Here is a 16435-nt window from a genome sequence, read left to right as displayed (position 1 = left end):
TCGGTGGAAACCACGGCCCGAACCGGACGGGAGCCACGGCCGGATCCACGGCCGGATCCACGGCCGAAACCCCCGCAGGCGCCACAGGTGGCCGAGGTGGGGTTTTCCCCCGGCGCAACGCGGCGGCCCACCTCATGGCGCGGCGGCCCGCGGCGCGGCACGCTAGCCCATATGACCGAACGTCTTCCGTCCTCGATCTCCCGCGGGGAAGCGGACAGCGAGCGCCTGCCGCCCGTCCGTTTCGCCTTCGACCGGCACACCTGGAAGGAGATCGCGCACCTCCTGGCGAACCTTCCGGTGGCGCTGCTCGGATTCACCTATGTCATGACGGTGCTGGTCACCGGCTTCTGGTTGACCGTCACGGTGATCGGTTTCCCGCTGCTGGCGGCCGGGCTGCTCGGTGCCCGGCAGCTGGGCAAGCTGGAGCGGGCGCGGGCCAGGAAGCTGCTCGGGGTGCGGATCGACGAGCCGAGCCCGCTCCCTCTGCGCGGCCGCGGCAACGGCTTCTTCGCGCAGCTGTGGATGAGCGTCAAGGACCCGGTGGGCTGGCGCACGGTGCTGTACGACTTCGTCCGGCTGCCCTGGGGTGTCCTCACCTTCACCCTCACCCTGACCTCGTTGTTCGTGCTGTGGCCGGTGCTGCCGTTCATCGCGCGGGGGCTGACCAACGTGGACCGGGCGATGGTGCGCGGTCTGTTGTCGCCGTCCGACGAACTGGAGCGGCGGATCGCCGAGTTGGAGTCGGACCGGGGGGTCGTGGTGGACACGGCGGCGGCCGATCTGCGGCGGATCGAGCGGGATCTGCACGACGGGGCGCAGGCCCGGCTGGTGAATCTGGCCATGGGCCTCGGCCTGGCCAAGGAGAAGCTGCTGGAGGACCCGGACACGGCGGCGGAGATGGTCGCGGAGGCGCACGGCGAGGTCAAGCTCGCGTTGCAGGAGCTGCGGGATCTGGCCCGGGGCATCCATCCCGCCGTCCTGACGGACCGCGGTCTGGACGCGGCGCTGTCCTCGGTCGCCACGCGCTGCACGGTGCCGGTGAAGGTGACGGCCGATCTGCCCGCCCGGCCGGCCGCGGCCATCGAGGGCATCGCCTACTTCACCGTCTCGGAGCTGCTGCAGAACATCAGCAAGCACAGCGGGGCGCGGACCGCGTCCGTCGACGTGTGGCGGACCGACGACCGGCTGCTCATCCAGGTGTGGGACGACGGCCGCGGCGGTGCCCGCCTCGACGGCGGTACGGGCATGCGTGGTCTCGCCGACCGGCTGGGTGCCGTGGACGGTCTGTTCGTCATCGACTCGCCGCCGGGCGGGCCGACCGTGGTCACCGCGGAACTGCCGTGGCGGGACCGGTCGCTCGACGCCCGGGAGTCGCAGGGGGCCTGGGGCTCCGGGAGGTAGGGAAAACCCCCCTCCCAAGACGCCGACGGACTCCATGGTCCGCGGACCTGCGGCCGAGCAGTCTGGTGGTAGGACGGCACCGCTCGGGACGGGACCAGCAGGATCCGCGCCCGCCTCGGGGCGAGGGGAATCCCGCCCCAGGACGCCTCAGGACGCTTCAGGACGCTTCAGGACGCTTCAGGACGCTTCAGGACGCTTCAGGACGCTTCAGGACGAGTAGAAACGGACGACGCCGATGGCCACGGACTACGGACAGGGCTACGGGCACGACAGCGGGCTCGATCTCGCCGGCGAGCGGCGGCATCGGCTGCCCGCCGCGCTGCGGGCGCCGTTCGCGGCACGCAGCTGGGGCGAGCTGGCCTACGTACTGCTGGGCCTGCCGATCGGCATCGTGCTGTTCACGTACGCCGTCACGATGGTCTCCCTCGGTGCGGGTCTGCTGGTGACGTTCCTCGGCATTCCGGTGCTGGCGGCGGCGCTGGCCGGCTGCCGGGGGTTCGGGGCGCTGGAGCGGGGCCGGGCGCGCGGGCTGCTGGGTCTGGAGGTGGACAACCCGGAGCCGCTGCGGATGAAGAAGCCGGGCGCGGTGGCGTGGATGGGTGCCGTCCTCAAGAGCGGCACCTCGTGGCGCACCCTGCTGTACTCGCTGATCTACCTGCCGTGGTCGGTGTTCTCGTTCGTCGTCGCGGTGAACTTCTTCGCCCTCGGCTGGACGCTGATGACGTACCCGCTGTGGTTCTGGCTCTTCCCGATGTACGGCGGGCAGGACGGGCTTCAGCTGTACGGCGCCGAAGGCCACCACGTCTATCTCGACAACCCGTTCGAGATCGTCGTCACGGCGCTGGTGGGGCTGCTGTTCACGATGGCCACGCCGTGGATCGTGCGGGCGCTGACGATGGTGGACCGGGTCATGGTGCACGGGCTGCTCGGGCCGACGCGGCTGTCGGCGCGGGTGGTGGAGCTGGAGTCGGACCGGGGGATCGTCGTCGACACCGCCGCGGCGGACCTGCGGCGCATCGAGCGGGATCTGCACGACGGGGCGCAGGCCCGGCTGGTGGCGTTGGCCATGGATCTGGGGATGGCGAAGGAGAAGCTGACGGAGGACCCGGAGGCGGCGGCGCGGATGGTGGACGACGCGCACGGTGAGGTGAAGACGGCGCTGCAGGAGCTGCGGGACCTGGCGCGCGGGATCCATCCGGCGGTGCTGACGGACCGCGGGCTGGACGCGGCGCTGTCGTCGGTGGCTTCGCGGTGCACGGTGCCGGTGCAGGTGGAGGTCGAGCTGCCGGCGCGGCCGGCGGCGGCCATCGAGGGGATCGCCTACTTCACCGTGTCGGAGCTGCTGCAGAACATCAGCAAGCACGCGCGGGCCACCTGGGCCGGGGTGGATGTGTGGCGGGTGGAGAACCGGCTGATGCTCCAGGTCGTGGACAACGGGGTGGGCGGCGCGGACACCACCGCCGGGTCGGGGCTGGCCGGGCTCGCGGAGCGGCTGGACGCGGTGGACGGGATCCTGGTGGTGGACTCGCCGCCGGGCGGACCCACCCGGATCACCGCGGAACTGCCCTGGCGGACGGAGCCGTCGCTGCGGTGACCGGAACGGGCGGTGCGGGCGGCGGGGTGTCTCACCCCGCCGCCCGCACCCGTGTGTGTGCCACCTCTGATTCCCGCTGATTCCCGCTGCCCGGGCCCGCACGGGTCCCAATCCTGGAATGCTGGACTTCGTCGTCCGGTCGGGCGTGTGTTCGGGGGCTGTGGGGGGCCGAAAGTCGTGGAGGACAGAGTGCGTGTGGTCATCGCCGAGGATTCAGTGCTGCTCAGGGAGGGGCTGACCCGGCTGTTGACCGACCGCGGGCACGAGGTGGTGGCCGGCGTGGGAGACGGACAGGCACTGGTCAAGACCATCACGGAGCTGGACGCGCAGGGCGAGCTGCCGGACGTGGTCGTCGCGGACGTCCGGATGCCGCCCACGCACACCGACGAGGGGGTCCGGGCCGCCGTACAGCTGCGCAAGGCGCATCCGGGGCTCGGGGTGCTGGTGCTGTCGCAGTACGTGGAGGAGCGCTACGCCACCGAACTGCTGGCCGGTTCCAGTCACGGGGTCGGCTATCTGCTGAAGGACCGGGTAGCCGAGGTGCGTGAGTTCGTGGACGCGGTGGTGCGGGTGGCCCAGGGGGGTACGGCACTGGACCCCGAGGTCGTCGCGCAGTTGCTGGGGCGCAGCCGCAAGCAGGACGTGCTCGCGGGACTCACCCCGCGGGAGCGCGAGGTCCTGGGTCTGATGGCCGAGGGCCGGACCAACTCGGCCGTCGCGCGGCAGCTGGTCGTGAGCGACGGAGCCGTCGAGAAGCACGTCAGCAACATCTTCCTGAAACTGGGGCTGTCCCCGAGCGACGGAGACCACCGGCGCGTCCTGGCGGTGCTCACCTACCTGAACTCCTGACCGTCTGACACCCTGTCAGGCGGGACGGGACGGGCGGCGGCCCCGGTCCGCGGAGTCGGCCTCCGAGCGAGACCGAGCGAGCGAGAACCGGTGAAGGCGCGAGAGCGTCTTCAAGGAAAGCGCCGGGGGGCGGGTAAATCGTGACAAGTCAGGGTGCTTAACCGTCTCAAAAGCGTGTCCATCATGCGAATGACCCAGGGAAGGCGACCCTCACGGTCGTAGGGTTGATCCTGGGAGGGCCTGCGGGAAGGCCGCTCCCAGACAGCCGCCTCTAGGGAGGTCCAGTTCAGTGACGCAGGTCAGTAGCCCAGCGGAACAGGCCGACGGAACCATCGTGGGAGAGCAGCGCAAAGCGGCGGGCGTGAAGGACGTCCGCCGCCTGGACCGGGTGATCATTCGCTTCGCGGGCGACTCGGGTGACGGTATGCAGCTCACCGGCGACCGCTTCACCTCGGAGACAGCGTCCTTCGGCAACGACCTCTCGACCCTGCCGAACTTCCCGGCGGAGATCCGCGCCCCCGCCGGCACCCTGCCCGGCGTCTCCTCCTTCCAACTGCACTTCGCCGACCACGACATCCTCACTCCGGGCGACGCCCCGAACGTCCTGGTGGCGATGAACCCGGCGGCCCTGAAGGCGAACGTCGCCGATCTGCCGCGCGGCGCGGAGATCATCGTCAACACGGACGAGTTCACCAAACGGGCGATGCAGAAGGTCGGATACACCGGCTCGCCCCTGGAGGACGGCTCGCTCGACGGCTACCACCTCCATCCGGTGCACCTGACCACGCTGACGGTGGAAGCCCTCAAGGATTTCGACCTCACCCGCAAAGAGGCCGAGCGCAGCAAGAACATGTTCGCGCTCGGCCTCCTGTCGTGGATGTACCACCGGCCGACCGAGGGCACGGAGAAGTTCCTGACCACGAAGTTCGCCAAGAAGCCGGAGATCGCGGCGGCGAACATCGCGGCGTTCCGGGCGGGTTGGAACTTCGGCGAGACGACGGAGGACTTCGCGGTCTCCTACGAGATCGCCCCGGCGACGACGGCGTTCCCGACCGGCACCTACCGCAACATCTCCGGGAACCTGGCCCTGTCCTACGGGCTGGTCGCCGCGTCCCGACAGGCGGACCTGCCGCTGTTCCTGGGCTCGTACCCGATCACCCCGGCCTCCGACATCCTGCACGAGCTGAGCAGGCACAAGAACTTCGGCGTCCGCACCTTCCAGGCCGAGGACGAGATCGCCGGCATCGGCGCGGCACTGGGCGCGGCCTTCGGCGGCTCGCTGGCGGTGACCACGACGTCCGGTCCGGGCGTGGCCCTGAAGTCGGAGACGATCGGCCTCGCGGTGTCCCTGGAGCTGCCGCTGCTGGTGATCGACATCCAGCGCGGCGGCCCCTCGACCGGTCTGCCGACCAAGACCGAACAGGCCGACCTCCTGCAGGCGATGTTCGGCCGCAACGGCGAGGCGCCGGTGCCGATCGTGGCCCCGTGCACCCCGGCCGACTGCTTCGACGCGGCCGTGGAGGCCGCCCGCATCGCGCTGGCGTACCGCACACCGGTGATGCTGCTGTCGGACGGCTACCTGGCCAACGGTTCCGAGCCCTGGCGCATCCCCGACATCGACGAACTCCCAGATCTGCGGGTGCAGTTCGCCCAGGGCCCCAACCACACGCTGGACGACGGCACCGAGGTCTTCTGGCCGTACAAACGCGACCCGCAGACCCTCGCCCGCCCCTGGGCCGTCCCCGGCACGCCCGGCCTGGAGCACCGCATCGGCGGCATCGAGAAGCAGGACGGCACCGGGAACATCTCCTACGATCCCGCCAACCACGACTTCATGGTCCGCACCCGCCAGGCCAAGATCGACGGCATCGACGTGCCGGACCTGGCGGTCGACGACCCGCACGGCGCCCGCACCCTGGTCCTGGGCTGGGGTTCGACCTACGGCCCCATCACCGCGGCGGTACGCCGGCTGCGCACGGCCGGCGAGTCCATCGCGCAGGCCCATCTGCGCCATCTCAATCCCTTCCCCAGCAACTTCGGCACCGTCCTGAAGAGCTACGACAAGGTGGTGATCCCCGAGATGAACCTCGGTCAGCTCGCCACCCTCGTCCGGGCGAAGTACCTCGTCGACGCCCACTCCTACAACCAGGTCAACGGCATGCCGTTCAAGGCAGAACAGCTCGCCACGGCTCTGAAGGAGGCCATCGATGGCTGAGACGTCCACAGAAGGCACGGACACGATCGAGGCACTCTCGCTCGTGCCCAAGGCCGAGGCACGCCAGTCCATGAAGGACTTCAAGTCCGACCAGGAAGTGCGCTGGTGCCCCGGCTGCGGCGACTACGCCATCCTCGCCGCCGTCCAGGGCTTCATGCCGGAACTGGGCCTGGCCAAGGAGAACATCGTCTTCGTCTCCGGCATCGGCTGCTCCTCCCGCTTCCCGTACTACATGAACACGTACGGCATGCACTCCATCCACGGCCGCGCACCGGCCATCGCGACGGGCCTGGCGGCGTCCCGGCGCGATCTGAGCGTGTGGGTGGTGACGGGTGACGGCGACGCGCTCTCGATCGGCGGCAACCACCTCATCCACGCCCTGCGCCGCAACGTCAACCTGAAGATCCTCCTCTTCAACAACCGGATCTACGGCCTGACGAAGGGCCAGTACTCCCCCACCTCCGAGGTCGGCAAGATCACCAAGTCGACCCCGATGGGGTCCCTGGACGCCCCCTTCAACCCGGTGTCCCTGGCGATCGGCGCGGAGGCGTCCTTCGTGGCCCGCACCGTCGACTCGGACCGCAAGCACCTCACCGAGGTGTTGCGCCAGGCCGCCGCCCACCAGGGCACCGCGCTGATCGAGATCTACCAGAACTGCAACATCTTCAACGACGGCGCCTTCGAGGCGCTGAAGGACCGGCAGCAGGCCCAGGAGGCGGTGATCCGGCTGGAGCACGGCCGGCCGATCCGCTTCGGCACGGACGACTCCCGCGGTGTCGTCCGCGACCCGGCCACCGGTGACCTGAAGGTGGTCGAGGTGACCCCGGACAACGAGGCCGACATCGTGGTCCACGACGCCCACGCGACCTCCCCGACCACCGCCTTCGCCCTCTCCCGCCTGGCCGACCCGGACACCCTCCACCACACCCCGATCGGGGTACTGCGCTCGGTGGAACGCCCGGTGTACGACACACAGATGGCCGAACAGCTGGACTCGGCGGTCGAGCAGAACGGCAAGGGGGATCTGGGGGCGCTGTTGGCGGGTGGGGATACGTGGACGGTGGTGGGGTGATGGCGGGGGCCCGGAAACACTGAGTCAAGGGGCGCGCGGCGCGTGCTGCGAACGGGGGAAAAAACCCGGGAACGGTGCAACCCGGTAAGGCGGTTGGGATAATCTTCTGCCGCGCGAAGTGCCGCGCGAAAGACGGTCCACTGAAGCGCCTCTCTGGAGCGCTCTGTCCAGAGAAGGCTCCGAGTGCCCCGCGAAATCCCCGCTCTCAGTGTTCTGCGCCGTCTCGGCGATCCCCCCAAGATGCGGGGCAGTCAGACCGCCGAAACCTGCCCCGACGTCTTCGAGTTGAGCGACGGCAACTTCGCCGTCATCGGCACCGAAGCCACCGCCGCCCTGGACTCCCTGCTCCCGCCCGACGCGGCGCGGGCCGACTACGAGCGGATCGTCGTGATCGACCGCGAGACGCTCATCCGGGCCAAGCGCGACATCCCCGACGCCTGACCGACCACACGCCGGACCGCACGACGGACAGAGGGCCCTGGTCACCAGACCCGGGCCCTTTCCGCGGCCGATCGCCCCTCAGGAGCGCGGCTCCGACGTGGGGCCGACGATCCACCACTCGTCCGGGTCGTCGGCCAACTCCTCGAGCATGATGTCGACGGCCGTACCGACCCGCGACTCCGTCGAGTCCCCCGGCAGACTTCTCCGGTGTTCGACCGTGCGGTCCCAGTACTCGGCGAACGCCCCGTTGCGGCACAGCACGCGCAGGTGCCCGAGCAGTTCGTCCCAGTCGCACACCCCGACCCGGTGGGCCAGCAGCAGGTTGCCGTACTGCCGGTTGGCGAAGATCATCTGACGTCGTCTGACCTCGGACAGACCCTGCAAGGTGCTCGCGGCGTCGGCCAGGGTCGGATCGTCGACCATCCGGTCCATCTGGTCCACGGTGAGGCGGTACTGCTGGATCAGGTTCGCCCGGTGGATCTCCTCGGTCATGAGGGTGAGCTGGTGCAGGAGTTCGGCCAGGATGTCCTCCTGTCGTCGTCGACGAGGGCCACGAGCAAAGAACGCCCGCATCAGGCCGAGTCCCGCAGCAGCCGCAGAACCGATACTGCGTGCGGGCCGTTTCTGTGTGGCCATGTCAAGGCATCCCCCTGGATCCGGTGACCGTGCGCCGAAGGGTGGCATCGCGGATGGCACACGGCGGGTGCAGCACTCCGCATCCAGCGTGCCCGGCGACTTGAGGCGGCGCGGGAGGCGGAGAGGGGGCGCACGGATGGACGTGCCGCTTCAAGCGTCCGACGCCCTGACATATGTGTGCCCCCTGGCGCCGTCCGCATTCCTTCAGACGGGGGCACCGGAGAGCGTTACCCCTGCTCAGAGCGCCTCTTACGCGCGTCATATGCCTCTCGCACCTCCGTCGTCCGCCCCCGAGCGCACGGCGTACTCCGCCACCTGTTCCGTGACCTCGCGACAAGGCCCTGCCTGGGTACTTACCTGAACACCAGTACCTCACTTCAAAGTGGGTACTTTCGCAGAGTTAGCGCACCTCCTAGGGTTAGTGCCGCAGACGCCCCGCACCCCCGCAGAAGGAGTTCGCAGATCATGAGCATTGTCGTCACCGGAGCCACCGGACACCTGGGTCGCCACGTCGTGGAGCAGTTGCTGGAGAAGGTTCCGGCCGAGCAGATCACCGCGGTGGTCCGCGACGCGGAGAAGGCCTCCGGCTTCGCGGCCCGTGGGGTGAGGATCGCGCTCGCCGACTACAACGCCCCCGCCTCCTTCGACGGGCTGTTCTCGGCCGGTGACAAGGTGCTGCTCGTGTCGGGCAACGAGTTCGACAAGGGCCGTGTCGGCCAGCACAAGGTCGTCATCGACGCCGCGAAGGCGGCCGGTGTGGCGCTGCTCGCCTACACCAGCGCCCCCGGCAGCCTGACCGCCGCGCTGGCCGACGACCACCGCGGCACCGAGGAGGCCCTGCTCGCCTCCGGCGTGCCCTACGCGCTGCTGCGCAACGGCTGGTACCACGAGAACTACACCGAGAACCTCGCCCCGGTGCTGGAGCACAACGCCGTCGTCGCGGCCGCCGGCGAGGGCCGGGTCTCCTCCGCCGCGCGCGCCGACTACGCCGCCGCCGCGGTCGCCGTACTGACCGGCGAGGGCCACGAGAACCAGACGTACGAGCTGGGCGGCGACGAGTCGTGGAGCTTCGCCGAGTACGCGGCCGAGCTGAGCCGGCAGACCGGCAAGGAGATCGTGTACTCCGCCGTCCCGCCCGAGGCTCTCATCGGCATCCTGACCGGTGCCGGGCTGCCCGAGCCGTTCGCCGCGATCCTCGCCGGCGTGGACGCCTCCATCGAGAAGGGTGAGCTGGTCGTCGACAGCGGCGATCTCTCCCGGCTGGCGGGCCGTCCGACCACCCCGTTCGCCGAGACGATCGGCGCCGCGGTCAAGGGCTGACCCTCGGAGCAGGTAGCGCCTGTGCGGTGTCCGTAGTGCCGTGAAATCCGCGGTGGGAACCGGCGCCCCCGCCTGTCATGACCGTATGCCGATACGGGCATGACAGGCGGGGGCGCCCGGCGTTACCTTCTTGCAGGCGAGCAGGACGTGAGAAGGAGGGGCCCGTGAGCGGGAAGCCGAGGGGTGAGCGGCACATAGGACTGCTGAACGGCTTCGCGGCGTACGGGATGTGGGGGCTCGTCCCGCTCTTCTGGCCGCTGCTGAAGCCCGCCGGATCGGTGGAGATCCTCGCCCACCGGATGGTGTGGTCCCTGGCCTTCGTGGCCGTCGCGCTCGTCGTCATCCGGCGCTGGGCGTGGGCCGGCGAGCTGTTGCGGCAGCCGCGCAAGCTCGCACTGATCACCGTGGCCGCGGCCGTCATCACCGTGAACTGGGGCGTCTACATCTGGGCTGTGAACTCAGGTCACGTCGTCGAGGCCTCGCTCGGCTACTTCATCAACCCCCTGGTCACCATCGCGATGGGCGTCCTGCTCCTGAAGGAGCGGCTGCGGCCCGTGCAGTGGACGGCGGTCGGCGTCTGTGTCGCCGCCGTGCTGGTGCTCACCGTGGGCTACGGCCGGCCGCCGTGGATCTCCCTCACCCTCGCCTTCTCCTTCGCGACCTACGGCCTGGTGAAGAAGAAGGTCAACCTCGGCGGAGTCGAGTCGCTGGCCGCGGAGACCGCGATCCAGTTCCTGCCCGCGCTCGGCTATCTGCTGTGGCTCGGCGCCCAGGGCGACTCCACCTTCGCCACCGAGGGCGCGGACCACGCGGCCCTGCTCGCCGCGACCGGCATCGTCACCGCGATCCCCCTCGTCTGCTTCGGCGCGGCCGCGATCCGGGTGCCGCTGTCCACGCTGGGGCTGCTGCAGTACCTGGCCCCGGTCTTCCAGTTCCTGCTGGGCATCTTCTACTTCCACGAGGCCATGCCGCCCGAACGCTGGGCCGGATTCGCGCTGGTCTGGCTGGCACTGACACTGCTCACCTGGGACGCGCTGCGCACCGCCCGCCGGACCTCCCTCGCGCTGAGGGCCGAGACGAACAGGCCCAGCGTCACCATCCCGACGGGCACCAGCAGTGCCGTACGGAAGGCGGAGAGTGTGGCCTCGGGGCCCGACCCCGTGGACGCCAAGCCGTAGACGGCGGTCACCGCCGAGATGCCGATCGCCGAGCCGAACTGGGTCGCGGTGTGCAGCAGTCCGCTCGCCAGGCCCTGTTCGGCGTCGGCGACCCCGTCGGTCGCGGCGATCGTCAGCGGCCCGTACGCCAGCGCGAAGGCCGTGCCCGCGATGATCAGCGTCGGGAACATCGCGGCGTACGACCAGTCCATGCCGACCGGCAGGAACAGCGCGTAGGCGACGGCTGCCAGCGCGAAGCCGGCGACGGTCACCCGGGCGTTGCCGAAGCGGACGACCAGTCTCGGGGTGAGGGTCGGGGCGAGCACCGCGTCGCAGCCCATGATCACCAGGGCGATCGCCGTCCGGAGCGAGGACCAGCCGCGCAGCTCCTGGAGATACAGCGTCACCACGAACTGGAAGCCGAAGAAGGCCCCGACGAAGAGCAGGGCGCCGAGGTCCGCGCGCACCACCGAGCCCGTGCGCAGGATGCCGAGCCGGACCAGCGGGGCGGCCGTGCGCCGCTCGACGGCGACGAAGACGAGGGCCAGGAGCAGCGCCGCGAGGGCCGCCGCCGCGGTGAGCGACCAGCCGTCGAGGCCGTGTTCCAGGCGTACGACGGCGTAGGCGGCCAGCAGCATGGCGCCGGCGGCGGTCAGCGCGCCGGGCAGGTCGAAACCCCGGCGCCGGACGGGCGGGACCGGCTGCCGCGGCACCAGGCGTACGGCCGCCGCCAGCAGCGCGCCCGCCAGCAGCACCGGCGCGAAGAACACCCAGCGCCAGCCGAGCTCGGTGAGCAGGCCGCCGACGACGAGGCCGAGCGAGAAACCGCCGGCCGCGGTGCCGGCGAAGACCAGCAGCGCCTTGTCGCGCCGGGGGCCCTCCTCGTAGGACGTGGTGATCAGGGACAGTGCGGCCGGGGTCATGAACGCGGCGGACACCCCGGTCACGAACCGGGCGACGACCAGCATCCAGCCCTCGGTCGCGAAGCCGCCGAGGCCCGAGAAGAGCAGGAAGACGGTCAGCCAGACCAGGAACATCCGGCGACGGCCGAGGAGGTCCGCGGCCCGGCCGCCGAGCAGGGTGAACCCGGCGTACCCGAGGACGTAGGCGCTCATCACCCAGGCCGCGGTGCCGGTGGTGAGTCCCAGATCGGATCTGATCGACGGGATCGCGATGGCCATCATCGCGACGTCGATGCCCTCCAGGAAGATCGTTCCGCAGAGGACGAGTAGCAGCGCCCGCGCGCGTGTGCCCATGGCAGTGCTCCACAAGAAGAGGGGTGGTTACGGGAGTGAGGGTCGGTTCCCTCTTGTAACCGACCTCAGCGTGCGGCAGCATCGACGGACATGGAAGAAGGCACTTCAAAGTCACCGAGTAACTGCGCGGGCACCGTGGACTACGGCGATGCCGACCCCTTCCAGTGGGACACCCGGGAGGACTGCCAGGTACGGCAGATCCTCGACCGGGTGGCCGACAAGTGGTCGCTGCTGGTCATCGCCCTGCTGGAGCACCGGCGCCTCAGGTTCACCGAGCTGCGACGGGAGATCGACGGCATCAGCCAGCGGATGCTGACCGTGACCCTGCGCTCGCTGGAGCGGGACGGGCTGGTGAAGCGGACGGTGCATCCGGTGGTACCGCCGCGGGTGGACTACGAACTGACGCCGCTCGGCGGGACCCTGCACGCCACGATCCAGTCCCTGGTGAAGTGGACCGAGGCGCACCAGGAGGAGATCGCGGTGGCGCGGGCGGCGTACGACGTGCGGTCGGCGGAGGCCGGTTCGCCGGCGTAGACCGGCGTTGTCGGACGCGGACCGGTCCGGGCCCGGCACGGGTCGGACCCGGCACGGGTCGGACCCTGCGTTGTCGGACCCCGCGTTGTCAGACCCCGCGTTGTCAGACCCGGCCGCTATAACTGGTGGGCATGACGCAGACACCCGCACCCGTGCACTGGAAGCTCGTCATCGACGCCGCCGACCCGCACGCGCAGGCCGACTTCTGGGCCGGCGCGCTGCGCTACGAGACCGAGGACAACAACGCGCTCATCGAGCGCCTGCTGGAGCTCGGCGCCCTGCCGCGCGAGGCCACCGTCGAGCACGACGCCCGGCTCGCCTTCCGGGACCTGATCGCCGTACGGCATCCGGACGACCCGTACGACGAGGACAGCGGCACCGGGCTCGGACGGCGGCTGCTGTTCCAGCGGGTGCCGGAGGCGAAGACCGTCAAGAACCGGCTCCACCTCGACCTGCACCCCGGCGAGGGGCTGCGCGCGGCCGAGGTCGAGCGGCTGAGAGGGCTCGGGGCGAGCGTGTTGCGGGAGGTGAAGGAGCAGGGCGGCGAGTGGGTGGTGATGGCGGATCCGGAGGGGAACGAGTTCTGCGTGCACTGACCCGTCGCGGGCGGACGACCCGACCGCGCCACGGACCGCCCGGCCACCGATCCACCGGCCCGCCGTTCCACCAGTCCGTCGGCCCGCCGGCCCGTCGGTCCGGTATACGAACACCGCTGACCTGATTGCGCCCTTGACGGAGAGTCAAGCTCAGCTTCACGATCCAGGCACCCCATTCACTGTGGAATCCCTGTGGATACAGGATTCCCACGGAATTCGGAGCCCCCCACATGAAGCTCTCGGTTCCCGGACGCGCCACGGCCACCGCCGTCGTCGCGGCCTTCTCGCTCCTGGCCGGCGGATCCATAGCCGGCGCGGCCCCCGCGGCCGAACCCGCGGTGGCCGCCGCGCCCGACATCCCCGTGGCCAACGTCAAGGCCCATCTGACCCAGTTGCAGTCCATCGCCACCGCCAACGGCGGCAACCGGGCCCACGGCCGCGCCGGCTACAAGGCCTCCCTCGACTTCGTGAAGGCCAAGCTGGACGCCGTCGGGTACACCACGACCATCCAGCAGTTCACCTCCTCCGGTCGCGTCGGCTACAACCTCATCGCCGACTGGCCCGGCGGGAACGCGAACCAGGTCCTGATGGCCGGATCCCACCTCGACAGCGTCACCTCCGGCGCCGGCATCAACGACAACGGATCGGGTTCGGCGGCCGTCCTGGAGACCGCGCTCGCCGTGGCCCGGGCGGCCTACCAGCCCACCAAGCATCTGCGGTTCGCCTGGTGGGGCGCGGAGGAGCTGGGCCTGGTCGGCTCCCGCTACTACGTCAACCGCCTTGCCACCGGGGACCGTTCACGGATCAGCGGCTATCTGAACTTCGACATGATCGGCTCGCCGAATCCCGGCTACTTCGTCTACGACGACGACCCGGCCATCGAGAAGACCTTCAAGGACTACTTCACCGGCCTCGGCGTCCCGACCGAGATCGAGACCGAGGGCGACGGCCGCTCCGACCACGCGCCCTTCAAGAGCGCGGGCGTGCCGGTCGGCGGGCTCTTCACCGGCGCGAGCAACACCAAGTCGGCGGCGCAGGCGGCCAAGTGGGGCGGTACGGCGGGGCAGGCGTTCGACCGCTGCTACCACTCGTCGTGCGACACGACCGCCAACATCAACGACACGGCGCTGAACCGGAACAGCGACGCGCTCGCCTACGCGGTGTGGGAGCTCTCGGAGTAAGGCTCCCGGAACTCCCCGGCCGTCTCAACGGGCGTTCTGCGCGCGCTCGGTGAGGCGGCCCATCCGGGCGCGGGCCTTCTCCAACTGCTCGATGTCGTCGGCGGCGGGACCGCCCTCGGCCGTCAGCTCGGTCCACAGGGCGATCAGCGCGTGGCCCAGCTCCAGGCCCCGTGAGGGGTCGCGGACGGCACGCCAGGCGGTGAACGCGCTCTGGATGTTGCCGTACGCGGCCTCCGTGTCCCGCGCCCGGCGGCGGGCGTGGGCGAGGTCGAGGGAGAGCTGGAAGGAGCGCACCGGGTCGTCGGCCAAGTAGGCGATGTAGGAGGCCAGTTCGCGCAGGTGCAGCACCTCCGGGTGCTCCGGCCCGAGCGTTCCGGAGGCCTGCTCCAGAGTCTGGTCCGCCAGTTCCACCGCCCGGTCCGTCCGTCCCGCCTTCACGGCCTCGTTGATCCGCGCCAGCGGCTCCGCGAGCAACGGGGGCGCACCGCCCTCGCCGGACACGGCGGTCAGCGGATCGTCCCCGAGCACGGCCTCGGCGACCGCGTCGAAGCCGCGGGGCGGGGTCGGCCTGGGATCGGGGCCCGGGTCGGCGAGCAGGGAGGGGTCGGGGAAGAGGGACGAGGCGAGCGGATTGGGACGGGCAGGAGTGAGGGGCTGCGGGGGCTGTAGAGGCTGCACGGAGCCCGCGGGGTGCGGGGGCTGTCGTACGGCGTCCGCGAGGCGCGGGGGCTGTGCCGGATCCGCGGGACGCGGGGGTCGCGCGGCGTCCGCGCGGTTCGGGGGCTGGGTGGCGTCCGCCGGCCGCGAAGACTGCGCGGGTCGTGCGGGGTCGCCGGGCCATGCGGGTTCGGCGGGCCATGCCGGCTGCACGGAGTCCGCGGGTTCGGCTGGTTCGGCGGGCCACGGGGAGCGCGCCTGCTCCTCGGACTCCGCGCGCGCGGCGGGCCACACCGACTCCGAGGGCCGCACGGACTCGGCGGGCCACCCGGGCTCCGCGGGCCGCGTGGATTCCGCGTGACCTACGGCGTCCCGCGACGCGTCCATCACCGGGGGCGGGCCGAACTCGCCGGTCGGTGGGGCGACCGTACCGGGGGCGTGGTTGGGGTGTGGGTCCGGGAGGGCTCGGAGGGTGAAGGTCTGCGGGGTCTCGCCGGTCGGCGGCGGTGAGGCGGGGGGCGTGTCCTCCGCCGCCGCCCCCTCCGACCCGGTTTCCAACCCCGTTTCCGATCCCGTCTCCGGCCCCTTTTCCGATCCCGTTTCCGACACGGTCCGCATCCGGAAGGTGGGGGCCGCGTCCCGCACCGGCTCGTCGACCGGGTGCGGCAGGTGCGTGGGCAGGTCGTGCCGGGGCTCCGCGAAGACCGTGGAGGCGGCGGGAGCATCGGGGAAGGCGGAGGAGGCCGGGACGCCGGCCAGTGGTGCGGGCGGTGGTGCGGGTGGGCCCGGCACGTCGGCCGGAGCGAAGGGTGCCGACGGCCCGGGCCTGCCGGGCTCACCCTCACCCCACGCGGGTGGTGCCTCGGACGCCCCCGAGCCCGACGCCGGTGCCGACGCCTCCGGCCTCGGTACCGAGTTGGACTCCGGCTCCCCCGCTCGCCCGGGATCGGCCTCCGGCGCATGTCCCCGTTCCTCCGGCGGAGCCATCGGTACCGGGTCCGCCGTGAAGCGGCTCGCGCCGTCCGGATCGACCTGGAGGGGGACGACGTAGCCGATGCGCTCGTCGTGGATCACGGCGTGGACGGGGTGGCCGGTGCTGAAGGCCATGTGGTGGAGCTGGGTGAGGACGGCCTGCTGGACCTCCTCGCCGGGGGCCGCGACGACCCGTACGCCACCGACCGACGCGGCGCCCGCGCCGGGGCCGGACGCCGGGACGTGGACCTCGATCGGCGCCGCCACGGGGGCGGCCGGGTGCCCGGCGCGCTGCTGGCCCCGCTTCTTGTCGCGGCTGAGTCGAGCCATCGGTTCCCTCACTCGGATGCGTCGGGGAGTCGCCGGACAACACGTTCGGGTTCCATGGTGCTCCCTCCCGCGTCGGGCTTCCGCACCCTCGGCGCAAGATCCGGTCGTACACGTACTGTCGAGTCTCTCCGTTCTCGCACGGTTCTCACGTCACCGCGACGTCACAGACTCGTTCCAGGAACTCCCGCCACGTCAGGGCACCTCCCGGATGCCGTGCGCGGTGC

The 16435-nt window shown here is 70.9% G+C and carries 13 protein-coding genes and 1 pseudogene; 11 read left to right on the top strand and 3 right to left on the bottom strand.

What is annotated here, in order from left to right; translation table 11 throughout:
• Positions 1 to 171: 171 nt before the first annotated feature.
• The 6 genes from ACZ5VD_RS27345 (at position 172) to ACZ5VD_RS27320 (ending at position 7572) form a co-directional block, all read left to right on the top strand.
• Positions 172 to 1401, top strand: a complete 1230-nt coding sequence (locus tag ACZ5VD_RS27345) for a sensor histidine kinase (RefSeq protein WP_468683627.1) — start codon at positions 172 to 174, stop codon at positions 1399 to 1401.
• Positions 1402 to 1636: 235 nt separating this feature from the next.
• Entirely contained in the window at positions 1637 to 2995 is a 1359-nt protein-coding gene (locus ACZ5VD_RS27340) for a sensor histidine kinase (protein ID WP_468683626.1), read from the top strand.
• A gap of 189 nt (positions 2996 to 3184) precedes the next feature.
• Complete coding sequence (locus ACZ5VD_RS27335; RefSeq protein WP_468547676.1) at positions 3185 to 3844, top strand: response regulator; 660 nt, start codon at positions 3185 to 3187, stop codon at positions 3842 to 3844.
• 289 nt (positions 3845 to 4133) lie between these two features.
• Positions 4134 to 6059 carry a 2-oxoacid:acceptor oxidoreductase subunit alpha gene (locus ACZ5VD_RS27330; RefSeq protein WP_468683625.1) on the top strand — a complete coding sequence of 642 codons (1926 nt, stop codon included), beginning with the start codon at positions 4134 to 4136 and terminating at the stop codon, positions 6057 to 6059.
• A complete protein-coding gene (locus ACZ5VD_RS27325; RefSeq protein WP_468547678.1) occupies positions 6052 to 7131 on the top strand; it encodes a 2-oxoacid:ferredoxin oxidoreductase subunit beta in 1080 nt (359 codons plus the stop codon). Before ACZ5VD_RS27330 ends, ACZ5VD_RS27325 begins: the two co-directional genes overlap by 8 nt.
• Before the next feature lie 240 nt (positions 7132 to 7371).
• Positions 7372 to 7572, top strand: coding sequence for a hypothetical protein (locus ACZ5VD_RS27320; RefSeq protein WP_468547849.1), 201 nt, complete (start codon positions 7372 to 7374; stop codon positions 7570 to 7572).
• A 78-nt stretch (positions 7573 to 7650) separates the two neighbouring features.
• On the opposite strand, the gene ACZ5VD_RS27315 is transcribed toward ACZ5VD_RS27320, so the two are convergent.
• Entirely contained in the window at positions 7651 to 8208 is a 558-nt protein-coding gene (locus tag ACZ5VD_RS27315) for a DUF6082 family protein (RefSeq protein WP_468547679.1), read from the bottom strand.
• A 465-nt stretch (positions 8209 to 8673) separates the two neighbouring features.
• Between ACZ5VD_RS27315 and ACZ5VD_RS27310 the strand changes: the two genes are divergently transcribed.
• Positions 8674 to 9528, top strand: coding sequence for an SDR family oxidoreductase (locus tag ACZ5VD_RS27310; protein WP_468547680.1), 855 nt, complete (start codon positions 8674 to 8676; stop codon positions 9526 to 9528).
• Between the two features lie 164 nt (positions 9529 to 9692).
• Positions 9693 to 10706, top strand: a complete 1014-nt coding sequence (rarD, locus tag ACZ5VD_RS27305) for an EamA family transporter RarD (RefSeq protein WP_468547681.1) — start codon at positions 9693 to 9695, stop codon at positions 10704 to 10706.
• 80 nt (positions 10707 to 10786) lie between these two features.
• Here the strand turns inward: rarD and ACZ5VD_RS27300 are convergent.
• Positions 10787 to 11866 (bottom strand): annotated as a pseudogene (locus ACZ5VD_RS27300) (MFS transporter); the annotation flags it as partial.
• 165 nt (positions 11867 to 12031) lie between these two features.
• Between ACZ5VD_RS27300 and ACZ5VD_RS27295 the strand changes: the two are divergent.
• The 3 genes from ACZ5VD_RS27295 (at position 12032) to ACZ5VD_RS27285 (ending at position 14252) form a co-directional block, all read left to right on the top strand.
• Entirely contained in the window at positions 12032 to 12475 is a 444-nt protein-coding gene (locus ACZ5VD_RS27295; RefSeq protein WP_468547682.1) for a winged helix-turn-helix transcriptional regulator, read from the top strand.
• A gap of 131 nt (positions 12476 to 12606) precedes the next feature.
• Complete coding sequence (locus ACZ5VD_RS27290; protein WP_468547683.1) at positions 12607 to 13071, top strand: VOC family protein; 465 nt, start codon at positions 12607 to 12609, stop codon at positions 13069 to 13071.
• A 230-nt stretch (positions 13072 to 13301) separates the two neighbouring features.
• Positions 13302 to 14252 carry a M28 family metallopeptidase gene (locus ACZ5VD_RS27285; protein ID WP_468547684.1) on the top strand — a complete coding sequence of 317 codons (951 nt, stop codon included), beginning with the start codon at positions 13302 to 13304 and terminating at the stop codon, positions 14250 to 14252.
• Between the two features lie 24 nt (positions 14253 to 14276).
• Here ACZ5VD_RS27285 and ACZ5VD_RS27280 read toward each other — a convergent pair whose 3' ends face one another.
• Positions 14277 to 16211: a DNA polymerase III subunit gamma/tau domain-containing protein gene (locus tag ACZ5VD_RS27280; RefSeq protein ID WP_468547685.1), complete on the bottom strand. Its 1935-nt coding sequence runs from the start codon at positions 16209 to 16211 to the stop codon at positions 14277 to 14279.
• Positions 16212 to 16435: the final 224 nt, after the last annotated feature.

Source organism: Streptomyces sp. NPDC032822 (genome assembly GCF_055578825.1).
This window is presented reverse-complemented; position numbering and strand designations above follow the sequence as displayed.

Bases quoted from the DNA above. Each gene is read 5' to 3' on its own strand.
- ACZ5VD_RS27345 (WP_468683627.1), top strand. From the start codon at position 172: ATGACCGAACGTCTTCCGTCCTCGATCTCCCGCGGGGAAGCGGACAGC.
- ACZ5VD_RS27290 (WP_468547683.1), top strand. From the start codon at position 12,607: ATGACGCAGACACCCGCACCCGTGCACTGGAAGCTCGTCATCGACGCC.
- ACZ5VD_RS27320 (WP_468547849.1), top strand. From the start codon at position 7,372: ATGCGGGGCAGTCAGACCGCCGAAACCTGCCCCGACGTCTTCGAGTTG.
- ACZ5VD_RS27310 (WP_468547680.1), top strand. From the start codon at position 8,674: ATGAGCATTGTCGTCACCGGAGCCACCGGACACCTGGGTCGCCACGTC.
- ACZ5VD_RS27340 (WP_468683626.1), top strand. From the start codon at position 1,637: ATGGCCACGGACTACGGACAGGGCTACGGGCACGACAGCGGGCTCGAT.
- ACZ5VD_RS27295 (WP_468547682.1), top strand. From the start codon at position 12,032: ATGGAAGAAGGCACTTCAAAGTCACCGAGTAACTGCGCGGGCACCGTG.
- ACZ5VD_RS27325 (WP_468547678.1), top strand. From the start codon at position 6,052: ATGGCTGAGACGTCCACAGAAGGCACGGACACGATCGAGGCACTCTCG.
- ACZ5VD_RS27315 (WP_468547679.1), bottom strand. From the start codon at position 8,208: ATGGCCACACAGAAACGGCCCGCACGCAGTATCGGTTCTGCGGCTGCT.
- ACZ5VD_RS27285 (WP_468547684.1), top strand. From the start codon at position 13,302: ATGAAGCTCTCGGTTCCCGGACGCGCCACGGCCACCGCCGTCGTCGCG.
- ACZ5VD_RS27280 (WP_468547685.1), bottom strand. From the start codon at position 16,211: ATGGCTCGACTCAGCCGCGACAAGAAGCGGGGCCAGCAGCGCGCCGGG.